We start from the raw sequence: 17,875 nt of genomic DNA, 5'->3' as shown, positions 1-17,875 counted from the left end.
TTGGGAAGTGCGGATTTGGCCGCTCAGTCATTGGCCGTTCGCAGGCTCTTCGTAAGTCCGTCGGCAAGGCTTTCGATGCGCGCCGCAGCGGTGTTTACGGCTCTCGAAAGATCCTGTTCATTCTGGCTCATATTATTGAGGGCAGCCACTTGCTGATCTTTGGCAGCCGCCAATTCCTGCTCAAGCCGTGTGACTTTACGTTCCAGTTCCGACAACTGATCGGTTGCCATGATGCCGGCCATCACAGTCAGGCGCTGATCACCGATCTCACCAAAAGCCGATTTGAGCTCGCCAATCCAGCCATCGAACCGCGCAGCCAACCCTTCGAGGCGCTGCTCTTCGCCATCATCACACGCCATCCGAAAAGACTTGCCATTGATGGTTACGCTAATCTGAGCCAAACCGCATCAGCCTCCGTGGGTGTCCAAAACGCTGCGGATCGTTTCCATGGCCGTAACCAACCGGCGGGAAACATCTTTGTTGGCTTCTTCAAGCCGGGACGCGCGCGCTTCACTTTCGTCCAAAAAGGCAGCCAACTGAGACCTGTCCTCGCCCATACGCTGGAGGTCATCCTGAAGTGAGTTAAGAGAGCGATCAGCATCCAAACGGCGCTGGACGGCAGTCTCCAACTGGCCGAGGGCGGATTCAAGGCGCTTTACGGCATCGGACAGGCTCGTCTTTTCCATGACATCGACTTCCGCCATATAAAGCGTCACCTCAATCCCTCTTGGAGCGGTTTTTACCGCTTTGTGTTATGCCTTACCCTCAGCGTAGCTTTTCGCATAAAAAAAGCAGCGTCCGCAAACAACCAGCGGGTTTCGCGCTTTTCCTGGCAACCTGATAAATCAAAAAAGGTAAATCCGGCTCCGGCAGCTGAGATTAGGTGCACCATATTCTTCCCGTCAATGGCGCCATTGTTAGTTTCCTCAATTCGATAACCCCCAAATGCGGAATTTATTCCCTCTTTCGCTATTCAGGGCTTTATTGACTCGCTGACCGTTCCTGATATTTGTCTGGCGCCTGATCGGAACTGACAACAGTTGCCTTTAAAGAAACACCGCACCTTACAACTCCACGCCGGACGGTCCACGCTGGCGGCAGGGGCTCCAACGCAAGCGACGGGACACAGATGAGCGATCTTGAAAAACACCAGCGCATGGCGAATGCAATCCGCTTTCTTGCCATTGATGCCGTGGAACAGGCCAAATCCGGACACCCCGGATTGCCAATGGGCGCGGCCGATATCGCCACTGTCCTTTTTACAGAATTTCTGAAGTTTGACCCGACCGCGCCGAACTGGGCTGACCGCGACCGGTTTGTTCTGTCGGCGGGTCACGGATCCATGTTGCTTTACAGCCTGCTATATCTGCTCGGCTATGAAGACTTCCCGCTCGAAGAATTGAAAAACTTCCGTCAACTCGGCGCAAAGACCGCCGGTCACCCGGAGTTCGGTCATGGTGCGGGTATCGAAACGACCACAGGCCCGCTGGGTCAGGGGCTCGGCAATGCCGTCGGTATGGCGATCGCAGAGCGGTTACAAGAAGAGCGTTTCGGCAAGGAACTCGTCAATCACTATACCTACGTTCTGGCCGGCGACGGTTGCTTGATGGAAGGCATCAGTCAGGAGGCTCTGTCGCTGGCAGGTCACCTGAAACTGAACAAACTGATCGTAATCTGGGATGACAACGGCATCTCGATCGACGGCGCTGTCAGCATTACGGACTCCACGGATCAAGTTGCCCGTTTTGCTGCTTCTGGATGGAACACGCTGAATGTCGACGGGCATGACCCTGATGGCATCGCGGCTGCAATCCGGCAGGCACAGGCCAGCGACAAACCAACACTGATCGCAGCGAAAACAACCATCGGCTTCGGCGCCCCGACAAAGGCCGGTACGGCCAAGGTACACGGCGCTCCCCTCGGTGCTGAGGAAATCGCAGGTACCCGCGAAACACTGAACTGGCCGCATGAGCCGTTTGAGGTTCCAAGCGATATTCTGGACGCCTGGCGCATTGCCGGCCTTCGTTCAGCCCACGCTCACAAGAATTGGCAGAAACGCTTCAACGATGCGGACACCGAAACCCGCGCCGAATTTGAACGCCGCAATCGCGGTGATCTTCCGGCAGGATTTGAGCAGGCGGTCCTAGACTACAAGAAGAAGCTTGCCGAAGAACAGCCGACAATGGCAACGCGCAAAGCGTCCGAGGCTGTTCTTGGAGTCATCAACGGCGTTATCCCGGAAACGATCGGTGGTTCTGCCGATCTGACCGGGTCCAACAACACCAAAACGGCCCAGACCAACCCGGTCACCCCGGAGGACTTCTCAGGCCGCTACATCCACTACGGCATTCGCGAACACGGCATGGCAGCCGCGATGAACGGCATGGCCCTGCATGGCGGCCTGATCCCCTATTCCGGCGGGTTCCTGATTTTCTCCGACTACTGCCGTCCATCGATCCGCCTCGCAGCCCTGATGAACCAGCGCGTCATTCATGTCATGACGCACGATTCGATCGGTCTGGGGGAAGACGGCCCGACCCACCAGCCGGTTGAACACTTCGCAGCCCTTCGGGCGATCCCGAACCTAACGTTCTTCCGTCCCGCTGATATCACCGAGACACTGGAATGCTGGCAATTGTCGCTGGAGAACAAGGATGGACCGTCCGTTCTTGCCCTGACACGACAAAACCTGCCATCTCAGCGCAAAACTTATGAAGAGAAGAACCTAAGCGCAAACGGCGCCTACGTTCTGATCGAAAGCGAAGATGACGCTGCGGTCACGATCTTTGCCTCAGGTTCTGAGGTGGAGATCGCCGTTGACGCGCACAAGGAACTGACGGACTCAGGCGTTACCGCTCGCGTTGTTTCCGTGCCAAGCTTCGAGCTCTTCGAAGCACAGTCTGCAGATTACAAAGAGGCCGTCATCGGCTCCAGTCCGGTCAAGATTGCCGTCGAGGCCGGCATCCGCATGGGGTGGGACCGGTTTATCGGCAATGACGGTCTGTTCATCGGCATGACCGGATTTGGTGCCAGCGCGCCTTACAAGGAATTGTACGAGCACTTCGGCATCACAAAGGATGCCGTCGTTGCGGCGGCCAAGGAAAAGCTCAACGTTTAATGTATTGTGTCCCGGCAGTGTGCGGCGTCTCTTCACACTGCCGGGACTTTTTTGGCAATTATTTTGCCTTTTAAATCGATTAGATATAGTAACCTATTGATAGGCGCAGGGCCTAAGCTGGCCCCAAATGCGGGAGAAAACTATGGTAACCAAGGTAGCAATCAACGGCTTTGGCCGCATCGGCCGCAACGTTCTGCGTGCCATTATCGAATCTGGCCGCACTGATATTGAGGTCGTCGGCATCAACGATCTCGGCCCGGTCGAGACCAACGCGCACCTGCTGCGCTACGATTCCGTCCACGGCAAATTTCCGGCAACGGTCACAGTTGACGGGGACACGATTTCCATCGACGGCGGCAAACCGATCAAGGTAACCGCGATCCGCGACCCGAAAGATCTTCCCTGGGGAGAACTGGGTGTCGACATCACCATGGAATGCACAGGCATTTTCAATTCGAAGGACAAGGCTGCCGCGCACCTCGATGCTGGCGCAAAACGCGTCCTCGTATCTGCACCGGCGTCTGGCGCCGACAAGACAATTGTTTACGGCGTCAACCATGACACGCTGGCGGCTGAAGACCTTGTCGTTTCCAACGCATCCTGCACCACCAACTGTCTGGCACCGGTCGCCAAGGTCCTGCACGATTCCGTCGGCATCGAAAAAGGCATGATGACGACCATTCACTCCTACACCGGTGACCAGCCGACATTGGATACGATGCACAAGGATCTTTACCGTGCCCGTGCAGCGGCCATGTCCATGATCCCGACATCAACCGGTGCAGCGAAAGCTGTCGGCCTCGTCCTGCCGGAACTGAACGGCAAGCTGGACGGCTTCGCAATGCGCGTTCCAACCCCGAATGTTTCTGTGGTTGACCTCAAGTTCATCGCCAAACGCCAAACCACGGTTGAAGAAATCAATGCAGCTGTCAAAGCGGCAGCTGGCGGCGCACTCAAAGGCGTTCTCGGCTACACCGAAGACAAGAACGTATCCGTTGACTTCAACCACGACCCGCACTCCTCGATCTTCCATATGGATCAGACCAAGGTCATGGACGGTACGATGGTGTCGGTGCTGTCCTGGTATGACAACGAGTGGGGCTTCTCCAACCGGATGGCGGACACGGCCATCGCCATGGCAAAACTGATTTAAAACATGGTCTGGATGGACAGCCATCTGCTATGACATATAGGCGGATGCAGGTCTCCTGCATCCGCTTTTTGTTTGCTTAAAACATCCAACCTGGGGGCACGCTTGCTCGAGCTTTTCACTGTAATTTCACTGACGATTGTTGTTGCCATTGTTCCCGGCCCCGACTTCGCCGTTGTTCTTCGCAACGCGCTCATCGGTGGTCGTTTGGCCGGTATCATGACCGCACTTGGCATCGCCCTCGCCTTAGGCGTTCACGTTACCTACGCCCTCGCCGGAATTGGCCTCATCGTCTCGCAATCCATTTTTCTCTTTAATGCACTCAAGCTCATCGGCGCAGCATATCTGGTGTTTCTAGGTGTCACCATGTACCGGACAGCTTCAAGGGAAATGCCGGCAGACAGCGCGCTTGCTGGTATGCCCCCGCTAAAGGCTCTGCGCTGGGGTTTCTTCACCAACGTGACCAATCCCAAGGCGACAATGTTCGCTCTCAGCGTCTTTCTGCAGGTCACCTCCCCGGAAACACCGCTTTGGACCAAGGTCAGCTATGGCGTGATCATGGCAAGCGGCGTATTCCTTTGGTTCGTGCTCGTCACTTTCTTCTTCACGCTGCCGCCAGTGCGCCAGCAATTCATCCGCGCAAAACTCTGGATGGAACGGTCCTTCGGCGTTCTCTTGACCCTTTTCGGGATCGGTATCGCTGTTACAACCAGTTCAACCCGCCCCTGACAACTAGGTGGATCTCATGACTTTCAAGACACTCGACGACATCACCGATCTTGCTGGCAAACGTGTCCTCGTGCGCGTTGATCTCAACGTTCCGATGGACAACTACAAAGTCACCGACACAACCCGTATCGAACGGGTTCTGCCGACAATCAAAGAACTCTCCGAAAAAGGCGCCAAGGTCATTCTGCTCGCGCATTTTGGCCGACCGAAAGGTGAAAAGGTCAAGGAAATGTCCCTTGCGCCGGTCACACGAGCCGTTTCTGATTTGCTTGGCAAGACCGTTGGCTTCGTGGAAGACTGCATCGGCCCCTCGGCGGCCGGCGCGGTTGCGGTCATGCAAAACGGCCAGGTTCTTCTGATGGAAAACACGCGTTTCCACAAAGGCGAAGAAAAGAACGATCCGGAGTTTGCAAAAGCGCTCGCAGCCAATGGCGACATATATGTGAATGATGCGTTTTCCGCCGCTCACCGGGCGCATGGTTCGACGGAAGGCATCGCCCAGCTGCTTCCGGCATATGCAGGCCGCACGATGCAGGCAGAGCTAGTAGCACTCGGCTCCGCGCTTGGTGAACCCGTCCGCCCTGTTCTGGCTGTTGTAGGCGGCGCTAAGGTGTCGTCCAAAATCGACCTTCTGGAGAACCTCGTTGCCAAAGTGGACATGCTGGTGATTGGCGGTGGCATGGCCAACACTTTTCTGGCCGCCAAAGGCGTAGATGTCGGCAAGTCGCTGTGCGAACATGACCTCGCCGGCACGGCAACTAAGATCATGGCCGCTGCAGAAACAGCTGGCTGCGAAATCGTGCTGCCGGTCGATGCCGTTGTCGCCAAGGAGTTCAAGGCAGGCGCGGACAACGAGACCGTGTCGGTGGACGCTATACCAGCGGATGGCATGATCCTGGATGTTGGCGCGGCGTCCGTTGAGGTGGTGAAGTCGAAAATCGACGCTGCCAAGACCCTGGTCTGGAATGGCCCCCTCGGTGCCTTTGAAATCGCCCCGTTTGATATTGCGACTGTGGCGGCTGCCAAACACGCGGCCGAGAACACCAAATCCGGCAAACTGAATTCTGTTGCCGGTGGGGGTGATACGGTGGCAGCCCTCAATCATGCAGGAGCTGCAAGCGATTTCTCTTATGTATCGACCGCAGGCGGCGCGTTCCTTGAGTGGCTTGAAGGCAAGGAACTGCCGGGCGTAAAGGCTTTGGAGAGCTGATCTACAACGCTTTGGGAGATTGAAATGCAACGCGCCTTCACAAACATCCTGACAGAAGAGGTCGCGGTCACCGCGGCCTTTTATCAGCAGCTCTTTGGTTACACGGCGAAGTTCTCTTCTGACTGGTTTGTAAACTTGGAGGCCCCTGATCAAACGGGTTTGGAGCTCGGCATACTTCTCGCAAGCCATGAGATTGTGCCCGAGGCCGCTCGGCATCAACCCGCAGGCATCATCTTGACGTATGTCCTTGATGATTGTGATGCTGTTCACAACAGAGCATTGGAGTTGGGTGCAAACATCATCGAAGCGCCGCGCGACATGCCATATGGACAACGCCGGATGATCTTGAGCGATCCATCAGGAACAATCATTGATGTGAGCTCACTGATCCAGGCTGGCAGTTGAGTTCTTGAAAACACCTCAATTAATTCACAGGTCAAATTAATCACAACCGGGTAGAAACCGGCATCACCTTGAAATTAAATTGATTTAAGAAACCTCTCGCCCCTTTTCCTCTGCCGGATTCTTGATAGAACCACCGGAGATTGACGCACCGCAACACCCGGATCGTAAAACAACCCCAAAGTGGACGCTGCGATACCGGCTTCTGGGAGACATAAATGGCCCGCATTACACTCCGCCAGCTGCTTGATCACGCTGCCGAAAACGACTACGGCGTGCCGGCATTCAACATCAACAACATGGAACAGGCGCTGGCCATCATGTCCGCCGCTGACCAGACCGATTCTCCGGTGATTATTCAGGCCTCCCGCGGTGCCCGGGCCTACGCACATGATGTTATGCTGAAGCACATGATGGACGCGGTTGTCGAAATCTACCCGCACATCCCAGTTTGCGTTCACCTGGACCACGGCAATGCGGCCCAAACCTGCATGACGGCCATTCAGGCGGGCTTTACATCCGTCATGATGGACGGCTCTCTGGAAGCGGACGGCAAAACTCCTGCGTCATGGGATTACAACGTCGGCGTTACAAAAACCGTGACCGACATGGCGCATCTCGGCGGCATCTCGGTCGAAGGTGAATTGGGTGTCCTCGGCTCCCTTGAAACCGGCATGGGCGACAAGGAAGACGGTCACGGTGCAGAAGGCAAGCTGACAGAAGATCAGCTCCTGACCGATCCGGATGAAGCGGTAAAATTCGTCAAGGAAACTAAGGTGGACGCGCTGGCAATTGCCATGGGCACAAGCCACGGCGCCTACAAATTCACCCGCAAGCCAGACGGTGATATCCTTGCCATGCACGTGATCGAAGAGATCCACCGCCGCCTGCCGGACACACATCTTGTGATGCACGGGTCCTCTTCGGTACCCCAGGATCTTCAGGACATCATCAACCAGTATGGCGGGGAAATGCCGCAAACCTGGGGTGTGCCGGTTGAAGAAATCCAGCGTGGGATCAAAAACGGCGTGCGCAAGGTCAACATCGATACCGACAACCGCATGGCGATGACGGGCCAGATCCGCAAGATCTTGCAGGAAAACCCTGGCGAATTCGATCCTCGCAAATACTTGAAGCCGGCACGTGAGGCAATGCAAAAGCTCTGTGTGGCCCGTCTGGAAGCGTTCAACACCGCAGGCCAAGCATCCAAGATCAAGAAAATCGTTACGCTGTCCGACATGGCAGTCCGCTACGAGAACGGCAGCCTGGATCCGAAGATCGCCTAAGAACTGGCAGCATCTGGCAAGCTGGTCAGATCAAAATCTTGAAAGAGGGACCTTGCGTCCCTCTTTCGCCGTCTTTAGGGACAAGAAACAGCGACAATGAGTTGCCAGGTTTAAAGATACATCAGGACAGACATTCGTGAACCGACCCCGCCTATTCCTTGTGACACCGCCTGCGTTCGATACGGCAACGGTTGCAGATCAGCTGAAGCAAGCTTTCACGGGCGGAGATATCGCATGTGTGATGATCTACATGCCAGGTGCGTCAACAAAAGACATTCAGGCTGCGGCAGATATTCTTGTCCCGATCATCCAGGACGGCGGCGCAGCTGCTCTGGTCTATGGTGACACACAAGCGGCGGGTCGCTCGGGCGCCGATGGGGTCCATGTCGACAAGTCCCTTGAGGATGTGAGACTGGCAGTGGAGAGCTTTCAGCCAGACCGGGTCGTCGGAACAGGTGGAACCAAAACGAAACATGATGCCATGGAATGGGCAGAGACCGGCGTCGACTACCTGCTCTTCGGCAAGCTGGATCTGACGGAAAAAGAAACTGCCCACGACAAGACCCTGTCCGGTGCCAATTGGTGGGCGGAACTTTTCGAGACACCTTGTGTCGCCCTGGCGGGCAACACACTTGAAACACTTGCCGAGGTGGCGGCCACTGGCGCCGACTTCGTTGCCCTGAAGGACGCTGTCTGGCATTCTGAAGACATCGCCAAGACAATTTCAGATGCCAACACGGTGCTTGAAGCGCACCCGTTCCCGGAGGTTGACTGACAGCCGTATGAGAGGTCTCAAACCGGCCATGGATAAACTGACCACCACCCCCGTGGTTCGGCATACTGCAGCGGCAGCATTCGTGTCTGCAGCTTTGATTGGATTGCCCTTAGCCGCATCCGGACAAACGGAAACACCGGCGGCAGATATCTCGGCAGTTGAAGCTCCAGGCACTGCGAAACTTCCTGCACTTGTCGATGTCACGACACGGGACAAAACCATTGCCAGCCTGATCGATTCTGGGCCCCCGTCTCTGGCCGATGGGGAAACGGCTTCCTCGGACACAGCCTACAGCGCATTCCAGCGCGGCTGGCATTTGACCGCTTTGGCCCTGGCAACGCCGCTCGCGGAGAACGGCGACCGATCCGCGCAAGCGTTGTTGGGTGTTCTCCATGAGGCAGGGCTTGGCATCAAGCAGGACAAGGCAAAAGCTGCGGACTGGTATGGTCTTGCAGCGGCACAAGGCGACAATGGGTCTGCGCTTCAGCTCGCGCAACTATACCTGCTCGGCGATGCCATACCGCAGGACAAGGCCAAGGCAGCCGAACTCTTCGAACAAGCTGCCGAAGCGGACAACCCTTCCGCGCTCTATAATCTTGCGATCCTTTACAAGGAGGGCGAGGGGCGGCCTTACAATGAGGAAAAGGCACGGGAACTTCTCGAAGAAGCTGCTCAATTGAACGACCCAGAAGCGCAATACACGCTCGCATTGGCGTATCTTGAATCTGGTGACGGTCTCAATGATCCTGGCAAAGGTGCCTTCTGGATGGGGCGCGCTGCCCGCAGAGGTCATACCTTTGCGCAAGTCTACTACGGCATCCTCCGGTTTCAGGGCCGCGGCGTAGATCCAGATGAAAGCGAAGCTGCAGATTGGTTTGAACGCGCAGCAACTGCTGGAAACCCTGTTGCCATGAACCGGCTTGCCCGGATCTATGCGTATGGCCGCGGGCGCGAGCATAACAATGCTGCGGCTGCTGGATGGCATCTTATTGCCCGGACACTTGGAGTTTCCGACCCGACACTGGACGGCATCTTCGGGACCTTGGATGACGAGACGCTTGCTGCCGCAAGAAAGCTGGCTGAGCAGTATTCCGCGACCTTGATGGCACCATCGGACGAATCGTACCTGAACTCTCCGTAATCCTGGCAATTGCCCGACTGTTTGTGGCCGGAGCTCGCTTTTTTCCTTGAAAGAAGCGAGCATTTATGGTGGACAGGCGCAATCCATTGTTGGCGCGGTCTATTGAACTGATTTTTGCGCCGTACAAGATCCAGACAAATCAAAAATCGGTCGTTCCATGAAAATCAACGGTAACGAAATCAAGCCGGGCAACGTGCTTCAGCATCAGGAAACCCTGTGGGCCGTCGTCAAGGTTCAACACGTAAAGCCTGGAAAGGGCGGTGCGTTTGCGCAGGTCGAAATGAAAAACCTGCTCGACGGCCGCAAGCTCAATGAGCGCTTCCGGTCTGAAGATAAAGTCGAGCGCGTCCGTCTTGAGCAGAAGGACTTCCAGTACCTTTACACGCAAGACGACATGCTGATCTTCATGGACACAGAGACCTACGAACAGCTGGAATTGCAGACAGAGTTTGTCGGCGATCGTGCCGCCTTCCTGCAGGACGGCATGATGGTGACCGTGGAACTTCATGAAGAGCGCCCGATCGGTATCACTCTGCCGCAACACGTCACGCTGGAAATCAGCGAAGCCGATGCGGTCGTGAAAGGCCAGACCCAGTCTTCATCCTACAAGCCGGCGCTCATGGAAAATGGCGTTCGCGTGATGGTGCCGCCGTTCATCACCGCTGGCGAAAAAATTATCGTCGACACCGGTACGCTGGAATACGTGAAGCGCGCAGACTGACGCCTCAACCAGCTGAAAATCTGGCGCAGCGGATCTGCCGTTGCGCCCAACAACAAGTGAAACAACATGGCCCGCACAGCAATCCTCAACGTCATGGTTCAAGCCGCGACCAAAGCCGGTCGCAGCCTCGTCCGTGACTTCGGTGAAGTTGAAAACCTGCAGGTATCCCGAAAAGGTCCTGGAGATTTCGTTTCGGCTGCCGACCGGAAAGCTGAGGAAATTGTGCGGTCCGAGCTGACCAAGGCCCGTCCGACTTTTGGCCTCGTTATGGAAGAAAGCGGTGAAGTTGAGGGAACGGACGGTCAGCATCGTTGGCACATTGATCCTCTCGACGGCACGACCAACTTTCTGCACGGCATTCCGATTTTCGCAACATCCATTGCACTTGAGCGGAACGGCGAGATCGTTGCCGGTGTGATCTACAATCCGGTCATGGACGAGCTGTACACCGCCGAACGTGGCCGTGGCGCTTTTCTCAACGACCGCAGACTTCGTGTTGCGGGACGGACAGAGCTGCCGGAGATGGTGTTCGGGACCGGCCTGCCATTCATCGGACGCGGTGATCATGGCCGCACACTGCGCGAGCTGCGCCACATCATGCCGGAAGTCGCTGGCATTCGCCGGGCTGGCGCCGCAGCGCTCGATCTGGCCTGGACAGCATCCGGCCGGCTCGACGGCTATTGGGAGCGCGACCTCAATTCCTGGGACATTGCAGCCGGCCTGTTGATGGTCCGCGAAGCGGGCGGCTTCGTCAGCGATCTGGACGGCAAATCCAAGATGCTGGAGACCGGCGATGTTGTGGTCGGCAATGAGGATGCCCATAAGCACCTCCTGCGCTTGCTTAAGAAAGCAGCGGCCCCGCAACAAGCATAACACCCCACATTCGCCCGCAAATGTCATTTACCGGCAGCCCCATGAGGCCTGCCGGTTTTTGGGCTTTCCAAATTTAATTGGGGTTGCCGGGCCGATTCACGGTTTCCAAGACGTTAAAAATCACGCTATCAATCAATGACCTCTGCAGAATGGTGATTGACAGCAAACATGGCACGTGAATTTGACCCCTACAGCTTGTCGAGCCCGAGGGCCTATCTGACGTTCATGATCATCTTTCTGGTGATCGTCGCTTTCATTGCCTTCATTCTATTTCCGCAAGTCTCAACAGCTTTCATGAGCAACCCGGGCCTTAACGGCCTGATTGTGTTTGTTGGTGCCTTTGGAGTTCTCCTCCTATTTGGCCGTGTCATTCGTTTGTTTCCGGAAATTGCATGGGTCAACAGCTTCCGTATCGGAGATCCTGCACTCGACACCCGGTCTCCCGTTCTGCTCGCACCAATGGCTGCCCTCCTTGGTAACAAATCCGGCGACATGGCGCTGACCCCGACGATTGCTCGTTCCATTCTCGATTCCATTGGCATGCGCCTTGAAGAATCCCGGGAAATTTCCCGTTACCTAACCGGGCTGCTGGTTTTTCTCGGTCTGCTCGGGACGTTTTGGGGCCTCTTGCAGACAGTGAGTTCGGTTGGCGCGACGATCCAGTCCTTGGATGTCGGCTCTGGCGATGCGAATGTCATCTTTGAGGACCTAAAAGCCGGCTTGGAAGCCCCATTGTCCGGCATGGGCACTGCGTTTTCATCATCCCTCTTCGGTCTGACAGGGTCTTTGATCCTCGGCTTTTTAGATCTGCAAGCAGGTCAGGCACAAAACCGCTTCTACAACGAACTGGAAGACTGGCTATCAACCGTCACGGACATCGATCCGGAAGACGGTATGTTTGCCTCCGGAGATTCCCCGGGCGTCGAACAGATCCAGGCTTCGATCTCAGCCTTGCAAAAAAGCGTTGAAGAAGGCGGCAGTAAAACCGCCTCCCAGGCCATGGCAAACCTCGCTGAAGGTATTCAGGGACTGGTCAAACATGTGCGCTCTGAACAGCAGATGATGCGCGACTGGGCGGAATCACAAGGCGAACAGCAAAAGCGGATCGAGGGTCTACTGGCCTCGATCTCCGCCGCATTCGATCGGGCGAAGGAGTAATCGCGGATGGCTGGCAGCCTCAGGTCGCGCCGCCGCGCCCAACAGACCGACTACTGGCCCGGCTTCGTCGATGCGATGGCCACACTCCTGTTGGTTATCATCTTCCTTTTGTCAATATTCATGATCGCGCAGTTTTTTCTCTCGCAGCAACTGTCCGGGCGCGACACGGTTCTGAACCGGCTGAACGCCCAAATCAGTGAACTGACTGAGCTGCTTGCACTGGAACGGGCCTCCTCTGGCGAACTGGAAGACACCATTCTTGGACTTCAGGCCAGTCTCAGCAGCGCTGAAGCTGAACAGTCTCGCCTGCTGGGCCTTCTGGAAAGCAGCTCGGGAGATGCCGAGGCAGCCGGCGGCAGAGCAGCACAACTCGAGAACCTCCTCGATGATGAGCGGCAGGTCAGCCAGGAGGCCTTGGCGCAGGTCGAACTGCTCAACCAGCAGATTGCAGCTCTTCGCCGTCAAATCGCAGCAGCCAACGCTGCCCTAGAAGCCTCTGAAGCCAAGGAAGCCGAAAGCCAGGCGAAGATCGCGAGCCTTGGCAGACGGCTGAACGCCGCTCTGGTGCAGCGGGTTCAAGAACTCTCGCGCTACCGTTCAGACTTTTTCGGAAGGCTGCGGGAAATCCTTTCCCAACGCTCCGACATTTCGGTTGTCGGCGACCGCTTTGTCTTCCAGTCGGAGGTGCTCTTTGATTCCGGCTCTGAGGACATCAACCCGGAAGGCCAGCAGGAACTGGACAAGCTTGCGGAGGCAATCCTCGAACTAAGCGGACAGATCCCGGATGAGATCAACTGGGTCTTGCGTGTGGATGGTCATACCGATGCCCGGCCGCTGTCCGGTACTGGACGCCTGCGCAACAACTGGGAATTGTCGGCAGCCCGTGCCATCTCGGTTGTCCGGTATCTCATTGAGAAGGGTGTCGACCCAAAACGGCTGGTAGCTGCGGGCTTTGGCGAGTTCCAACCTCTGGAAGAAGGTGAAACGCCGGATGCTTTGGCGAAAAACCGCCGGATCGAGCTGAAACTAACCGAGCGCTAAACCGCCGGACCCATCTCGATCTATGAAATCCGTTCTTTAAGGATAATTTCAGGAGGCAGTATTGCTCAAAGGTCGCTGCGATTGCGGAAAAGTCCGGTTTGAAGTCCCGGAAGTTAGAAAAACAGTCACGATCTGCCATTGCGGGCAATGCCGCCGCTCAAGTGGGCACACTTGGGCGTCGACCCACGCGCCTTTCAAGGAATTGCAGTTTACAACTGACGAAGGCCTGACTTGGTATGAGTCATCTGATTTTGCCAAACGCGGCTTTTGCAAATTCTGCGGATCCAGCCTGTTTTACCGCATGAACACCGAAGAAGGCATCGGAATAGCTGCCGGTTGCCTGGAGAGCCCGACAGGGTTGGAGATTGGCAAGCACATCTTTGTCAAAGACAAAGGTGACTACTATGACATCACCGACGATGCCCCACAGATCCAGAAATTTTAGCCGGCGCCTCCACCTCTACGAAGGTTAGGAAGAGAGAGAGACTCCGGGCTGGTTTGATTTCCACCATTGACATGTGAAACAAAAAACCACCGGATGACATGTCCCCCGGTGGCTCCAGAACTGTTACTGTAACAGGCGTTTAGAGCTTAGTTGAGCTGTCGTCGTCTGTTTCGCCGTCGCCATCTGTGTCTTTCGGGGAGTTCAGATTGGCGAACACGGCGTCGACATCGATCTCTTCTTCTTCCTCGCGCTTCGGCGCGGTAGTCGGATCGAGCGAGAACGCTGCAGCAATTGCATCTTCGCTGGTGCTGTCATCAACCGACATCAGCGTTTCCGCCGGCTCGCCTGCCATCGGCTGCGGTGCATTCTTCGCAGCCTTTTCGACTTCAATGTCGAGCTCAAGCTGGCTGCAGAGACCGAGCGTCACCGGATCGGATGGCGTCAGGTTCGCCGAGTTCCAGTGGGTCCGGTCGCGAATGGCGGCAATCGTCGGCTTGGTGGTTCCAACAAGACGCATGATCTGCGCGTCTTTCAACTCCGGGTGATTGCGCACCAGCCAGAGAATTGCATTCGGGCGGTCCTGACGGCGCGAAACCGGCGTGTAGCGCGGGCCTTTGCGTTTGGTTTCCGGGACAACAACCTTTGAGCCTTGCAGTTTGAGTTGGTAGTTCGGATCGTTCTGAGCACGTTCGACTTCTTCACGCGTCAACTGGCCGGTCAGAACTGGATCCAAACCCTTGATACCCTGAGCCGCTTCACCATCTGCAATGGCTTTCACTTCAAGCGGATGCAGCTTGCAGAATGTCGCGATCTGCGTGAAGCTCAGCGCAGTGTTGTCCACGAGCCAGACGGCAGTTGCTTTCGGCATAAGCGGCGTGTTCGCCATCGGTCAAATTCCTCTTGTCTGCTCCCCCCGGCCGGCAGGTCGGAAGAGCGGTGTTCCATTTCAATTTAATGGGAATTGGCGCGAATATAGGCTGAACGCGGCGGAAACGCAAATGATCTTGCGAACCACCACAGCGCCCAGGTCCGGTCGGTCTTCTAGGATCCGACCGTCATGACGATTTTACCAATGTGGCCAGAGCTTTCCATGCGCCGATGAGCTTCGGCAGCCTCACTCAACGGAAAGGTGGAATCGATCAACGGCTTGATCTGACCCGATTCGATCAATGGCCAGACTTTGGATCGGAGACTATCGGCAATGGCAGTCTTGAACGCATCATCTCTTGGCCGCAGCGTCGTACCGGTGTGTGTTAGCCGCTTCACCATGAGGCGCGAGAAATTCACGTCATGGGAAACACCGTTCAGGGTCGCGATCTGGCATATCCGGCCTTCAATGGCCGCAGCTTTCCAGTTCCGCTCAACATAATCTCCGCCAACCATATCCAGGATAACATCAACACCCTGTCCGCCAGTGACCTCAAGGATGACCTTCTCGAACGCCTGTTCCCGGTAATTGATGACGTGATCCGCACCAAGGGCTTTCACCGCTTCGATCTTCTCTGATGAACCGACCGTGGTGAACACTTCAGCACCGAAGGCTTTGGCCAACTGAATCGCACATGTGCCAATTCCGGACGCTCCACCATGAACCAGAAAGCGCTCGCCCTCCTGTAGACCGCAACGGTCGAAAACATTGGTCCATACAGTGAAGAATGTTTCCGGCAGCGCAGCCGCTTCCAGCACACTCATACCCGCCGGCACCGGCAAGGCATGACCCGCTGGCACCTTACAATACTCCGCATAGCCTCCGCCCGGGCAAAGAGCTGTCACTTTGTCACCGACAGAGTGCCCATGAACCGCTGCTCCGACAGCAACCACTTCACCGGCAACCTCAAGGCCTGGAAGATCCGATGCGCCCTTCGGAGGCGGATAAGCGCCCATTCGCTGAAGGACATCGGGGCGGTTCACACCTGCGGCCTCAACCCGGATCAGGATATCTCCGTCGCCCACGTCCGGCAGTGCGCGCTGTTCCAAAATGAGAACCTCCGGTCCACCCGGTTCTGAAATCGCAACAACTGTCATGGTGTCCGGCAAATTCTGCATATGGAACTGTCCTTATGATCCAAATTGGGACATACGGCTGCGCTTGTCCCGGTTCTATGGTAAATAATGGCCGAGTTTATGAGGATCAAACACGGGTGAGCAAGATTGCCATTCGCGTAGATCCAGCAGGAGATATGACATGGGCCTCTTTGACGATGATATCCCCAAAAAGCAGGAACCGAATGTGGTTACCGTTGGCGAAGATCTGAGCCGCTTGTCAGAGGACGAACTCCAGGACCGGATCGAGGCATTAACCGCGGAAGTTAACCGTACAAGAGAGGCGCTTGAGCAACGCAGCACTATTCGCAATGCTGCAGACGCATTCTTTCAGAAGTAACCTTGTAACTATCTGCAAAAATTGTGAATTTATTCGAAATCGACAGCCTTTATCCTTAACGTCTTTAATAGATTTTTATTCATTTACCAATCATTAATCTTTCCAAATTATAAATTTATGCATCCAGTCATCTGGATAGGAGTGGTTCAGACCACTCTGTTTGACGCCTCCCTGTTAAAGACTTAGAGCCGCAACCGTGCGGCTCTTTTTTTTGCCGTTCGAGCGTAGTACTCTGCGGTAGTTCTGGTTAACGCGGCTCAAGTGACTGCATCTGGCACACGGATTGCTGTGTAAAGGGCACACGGGCTCGCACTGTTTCAAATGTGCACACCTGACCAGAGGTGACACAAACGGGACAACAACCGCGGGCAACCAGAATAAGTAACCGAGGCGTAGTAAGCTCATGACGGAAGATATCAAGACAACGGACCGCACTTCTGATGCCGTACACATCGCGCATCATCTGGCCAGCTCCGACAACTTCCAGACGCTTTTTCAGGAAGGCATGTCTCTGGTCGAAGAGACAGCACTTTATCTTGATGGCGATGGGCGTGAAGAAGCCAAGAAGCTTCCACGTCCAGCCTCGCTGGCTTATGCAACTGAATCCATGCGCCTGACAACGCGCCTTATGCAGCTGGCTTCCTGGCTGCTGCTGCAACGTGCCGTCAACGAAGGCGAGATGTCCCGCGAACAAGCCGGTAGCGACAAGAACAAGGTCCGCCTAGACAAACTCAGCAGCGCAATGGGCGGCCCGGCTTGGGACGACCTGCCGGAAAGCTTGCGCAATCTTGTAGAACGCTCGACCCGGCTGCAGGAGCGCGTCGTTCATCTCGACAAGATGCTCTACAGAGCCGGAGAAGCCGCACCGCAGGAAGAAGCGAACAACGACAACCCTGTGGCATCTCAGATCAACCAGCTGCACGCCGCCTTCGGCAAAATCGGCTGATAGATCGTCTTCACGTTTCTCTTCTTTTAAGCCGCCCCTCCGGGCGGCTTTTTTGTCACCAGAAAACAAGGCAACAAAAAACCCGGCCTTCCGGCCGGGTCTTAAACAGTCACGCTGTTGGCTTGGATTTAAGAACCCAGGAAACCAGCAAACTTGTTCTTGAAGCGGGACACGCGGCCGCCGCGGTCCATCAATTGACGGTCACCACCGGTCCAAGCCGGGTGAGACGTCGGGTCGATGTCGAGCTGCAGGGTGTCGCCTTCCGCGCCATAAGTGGAGCGGGTGGTGAATTCGGTGCCATCGGTCATTACGACCTTGATGGTGTGGTAGTCGGGATGGATATCCGCTTTCATGACCGGTCCTTTCCAGCGCCTTCAAGCCATCTTTGGTCAGAATGCTATGGAGCGCAAACAAGATAAAGGGCCGCCGATCCAGTTGCGGATGCCGCCCTTAGAAACATGAGGCGGGGGTATACCCCAAGGCAGCGCACAAGACAA

The 17,875-nt window shown here is 55.8% G+C and carries 20 protein-coding genes; 15 read left to right on the top strand and 5 right to left on the bottom strand.

Features of this window, described 5'->3' with window-relative positions:
- Nucleotides 1–23: 23 nt before the first annotated feature.
- Complete coding sequence (locus AC0J4F_RS08295; protein WP_409694358.1) at nucleotides 24–401, bottom strand: cell division protein ZapA; 378 nt, start codon at nucleotides 399–401, stop codon at nucleotides 24–26.
- 6 nt (nucleotides 402–407) lie between these two features.
- Complete coding sequence (locus AC0J4F_RS08290; protein WP_166672813.1) at nucleotides 408–686, bottom strand: DUF4164 domain-containing protein; 279 nt, start codon at nucleotides 684–686, stop codon at nucleotides 408–410.
- 443 nt (nucleotides 687–1,129) lie between these two features.
- On the opposite strand from AC0J4F_RS08290, the gene tkt reads away from it, so the two are divergent.
- The 13 genes from tkt to AC0J4F_RS08225 all read left to right on the top strand — a co-directional run bounded on the left by tkt (nucleotide 1,130) and on the right by AC0J4F_RS08225 (nucleotide 14,049).
- The gene (tkt, locus tag AC0J4F_RS08285) at nucleotides 1,130–3,118 is read left to right on the top strand and encodes a transketolase (protein WP_133951423.1); all 1,989 of its coding nucleotides are present in this window, start codon (nucleotides 1,130–1,132) and stop codon (nucleotides 3,116–3,118) included.
- A gap of 142 nt (nucleotides 3,119–3,260) precedes the next feature.
- On the top strand, nucleotides 3,261–4,271 hold the full coding sequence (gene gap, locus AC0J4F_RS08280; protein WP_133951421.1) for a type I glyceraldehyde-3-phosphate dehydrogenase: 1,011 nt from the start codon (nucleotides 3,261–3,263) through the stop codon (nucleotides 4,269–4,271).
- A gap of 102 nt (nucleotides 4,272–4,373) precedes the next feature.
- On the top strand, nucleotides 4,374–4,997 hold the full coding sequence (locus tag AC0J4F_RS08275; protein ID WP_133951419.1) for a LysE family translocator: 624 nt from the start codon (nucleotides 4,374–4,376) through the stop codon (nucleotides 4,995–4,997).
- Nucleotides 4,998–5,013: 16 nt separating this feature from the next.
- Nucleotides 5,014–6,207: a phosphoglycerate kinase gene (locus tag AC0J4F_RS08270; RefSeq protein WP_473025938.1), complete on the top strand. Its 1,194-nt coding sequence runs from the start codon at nucleotides 5,014–5,016 to the stop codon at nucleotides 6,205–6,207.
- A gap of 24 nt (nucleotides 6,208–6,231) precedes the next feature.
- Nucleotides 6,232–6,612, top strand: a complete 381-nt coding sequence (locus tag AC0J4F_RS08265; RefSeq protein ID WP_133951415.1) for a VOC family protein — start codon at nucleotides 6,232–6,234, stop codon at nucleotides 6,610–6,612.
- A 215-nt stretch (nucleotides 6,613–6,827) separates the two neighbouring features.
- Nucleotides 6,828–7,895: a class II fructose-bisphosphate aldolase gene (fba, locus tag AC0J4F_RS08260; RefSeq protein WP_133951413.1), complete on the top strand. Its 1,068-nt coding sequence runs from the start codon at nucleotides 6,828–6,830 to the stop codon at nucleotides 7,893–7,895.
- A 136-nt stretch (nucleotides 7,896–8,031) separates the two neighbouring features.
- Entirely contained in the window at nucleotides 8,032–8,670 is a 639-nt protein-coding gene (locus AC0J4F_RS08255) for a thiamine phosphate synthase (RefSeq protein ID WP_473025937.1), read from the top strand.
- Nucleotides 8,671–8,698: 28 nt separating this feature from the next.
- On the top strand, nucleotides 8,699–9,811 hold the full coding sequence (locus tag AC0J4F_RS08250) for a tetratricopeptide repeat protein (protein WP_133952032.1): 1,113 nt from the start codon (nucleotides 8,699–8,701) through the stop codon (nucleotides 9,809–9,811).
- Between the two features lie 157 nt (nucleotides 9,812–9,968).
- Nucleotides 9,969–10,532 carry an elongation factor P gene (gene efp / locus AC0J4F_RS08245; protein WP_008196321.1) on the top strand — a complete coding sequence of 188 codons (564 nt, stop codon included), beginning with the start codon at nucleotides 9,969–9,971 and terminating at the stop codon, nucleotides 10,530–10,532.
- 66 nt (nucleotides 10,533–10,598) lie between these two features.
- Entirely contained in the window at nucleotides 10,599–11,405 is an 807-nt protein-coding gene (locus tag AC0J4F_RS08240) for an inositol monophosphatase family protein (protein ID WP_008191746.1), read from the top strand.
- A gap of 168 nt (nucleotides 11,406–11,573) precedes the next feature.
- Nucleotides 11,574–12,563, top strand: coding sequence for a flagellar motor protein MotA (locus AC0J4F_RS08235; protein WP_040451027.1), 990 nt, complete (start codon nucleotides 11,574–11,576; stop codon nucleotides 12,561–12,563).
- 6 nt (nucleotides 12,564–12,569) lie between these two features.
- On the top strand, nucleotides 12,570–13,604 hold the full coding sequence (locus AC0J4F_RS08230) for a peptidoglycan -binding protein (RefSeq protein ID WP_133951411.1): 1,035 nt from the start codon (nucleotides 12,570–12,572) through the stop codon (nucleotides 13,602–13,604).
- A 61-nt stretch (nucleotides 13,605–13,665) separates the two neighbouring features.
- Entirely contained in the window at nucleotides 13,666–14,049 is a 384-nt protein-coding gene (locus AC0J4F_RS08225) for a GFA family protein (RefSeq protein WP_133951409.1), read from the top strand.
- Nucleotides 14,050–14,188: 139 nt separating this feature from the next.
- Here AC0J4F_RS08225 and AC0J4F_RS08220 read toward each other — a convergent pair whose 3' ends face one another.
- Nucleotides 14,189–14,935 carry a cell cycle transcriptional regulator TrcR gene (locus AC0J4F_RS08220; protein WP_133951407.1) on the bottom strand — a complete coding sequence of 249 codons (747 nt, stop codon included), beginning with the start codon at nucleotides 14,933–14,935 and terminating at the stop codon, nucleotides 14,189–14,191.
- A gap of 155 nt (nucleotides 14,936–15,090) precedes the next feature.
- Nucleotides 15,091–16,095: an NAD(P)H-quinone oxidoreductase gene (locus AC0J4F_RS08215; protein ID WP_473025936.1), complete on the bottom strand. Its 1,005-nt coding sequence runs from the start codon at nucleotides 16,093–16,095 to the stop codon at nucleotides 15,091–15,093.
- Between the two features lie 139 nt (nucleotides 16,096–16,234).
- On the opposite strand from AC0J4F_RS08215, the gene AC0J4F_RS08210 reads away from it, so the two are divergent.
- Both AC0J4F_RS08210 and rcdA read left to right on the top strand, forming a co-directional pair.
- Nucleotides 16,235–16,432: a DUF1192 domain-containing protein gene (locus AC0J4F_RS08210; RefSeq protein WP_133951403.1), complete on the top strand. Its 198-nt coding sequence runs from the start codon at nucleotides 16,235–16,237 to the stop codon at nucleotides 16,430–16,432.
- A gap of 403 nt (nucleotides 16,433–16,835) precedes the next feature.
- Entirely contained in the window at nucleotides 16,836–17,378 is a 543-nt protein-coding gene (gene rcdA, locus AC0J4F_RS08205; RefSeq protein WP_473025934.1) for a protease adaptor protein RcdA, read from the top strand.
- Nucleotides 17,379–17,506: 128 nt separating this feature from the next.
- Here rcdA and rpmE read toward each other — a convergent pair whose 3' ends face one another.
- Nucleotides 17,507–17,731 carry a 50S ribosomal protein L31 gene (gene rpmE, locus AC0J4F_RS08200; RefSeq protein ID WP_008196026.1) on the bottom strand — a complete coding sequence of 75 codons (225 nt, stop codon included), beginning with the start codon at nucleotides 17,729–17,731 and terminating at the stop codon, nucleotides 17,507–17,509.
- Nucleotides 17,732–17,875: the final 144 nt, after the last annotated feature.

The sequence above is a fragment of the Roseibium sp. R5 genome (assembly GCF_055755305.1).
This window is presented reverse-complemented; position numbering and strand designations above follow the sequence as displayed.

Bases quoted from the DNA above. Each gene is read 5' to 3' on its own strand.
- AC0J4F_RS08290 (WP_166672813.1), bottom strand. From the start codon at position 686: ATGGAAAAGACGAGCCTGTCCGATGCCGTAAAGCGCCTTGAATCCGCC.
- tkt (WP_133951423.1), top strand. From the start codon at position 1,130: ATGAGCGATCTTGAAAAACACCAGCGCATGGCGAATGCAATCCGCTTT.
- gap (WP_133951421.1), top strand. From the start codon at position 3,261: ATGGTAACCAAGGTAGCAATCAACGGCTTTGGCCGCATCGGCCGCAAC.
- AC0J4F_RS08270 (WP_473025938.1), top strand. From the start codon at position 5,014: ATGACTTTCAAGACACTCGACGACATCACCGATCTTGCTGGCAAACGT.
- AC0J4F_RS08265 (WP_133951415.1), top strand. From the start codon at position 6,232: ATGCAACGCGCCTTCACAAACATCCTGACAGAAGAGGTCGCGGTCACC.
- fba (WP_133951413.1), top strand. From the start codon at position 6,828: ATGGCCCGCATTACACTCCGCCAGCTGCTTGATCACGCTGCCGAAAAC.
- AC0J4F_RS08250 (WP_133952032.1), top strand. From the start codon at position 8,699: ATGGATAAACTGACCACCACCCCCGTGGTTCGGCATACTGCAGCGGCA.
- efp (WP_008196321.1), top strand. From the start codon at position 9,969: ATGAAAATCAACGGTAACGAAATCAAGCCGGGCAACGTGCTTCAGCAT.
- AC0J4F_RS08240 (WP_008191746.1), top strand. From the start codon at position 10,599: ATGGCCCGCACAGCAATCCTCAACGTCATGGTTCAAGCCGCGACCAAA.
- AC0J4F_RS08235 (WP_040451027.1), top strand. From the start codon at position 11,574: ATGGCACGTGAATTTGACCCCTACAGCTTGTCGAGCCCGAGGGCCTAT.
- AC0J4F_RS08230 (WP_133951411.1), top strand. From the start codon at position 12,570: ATGGCTGGCAGCCTCAGGTCGCGCCGCCGCGCCCAACAGACCGACTAC.
- AC0J4F_RS08220 (WP_133951407.1), bottom strand. From the start codon at position 14,935: ATGGCGAACACGCCGCTTATGCCGAAAGCAACTGCCGTCTGGCTCGTG.
- AC0J4F_RS08215 (WP_473025936.1), bottom strand. From the start codon at position 16,095: ATGCAGAATTTGCCGGACACCATGACAGTTGTTGCGATTTCAGAACCG.
- AC0J4F_RS08210 (WP_133951403.1), top strand. From the start codon at position 16,235: ATGGGCCTCTTTGACGATGATATCCCCAAAAAGCAGGAACCGAATGTG.
- rcdA (WP_473025934.1), top strand. From the start codon at position 16,836: ATGACGGAAGATATCAAGACAACGGACCGCACTTCTGATGCCGTACAC.
- rpmE (WP_008196026.1), bottom strand. From the start codon at position 17,731: ATGAAAGCGGATATCCATCCCGACTACCACACCATCAAGGTCGTAATG.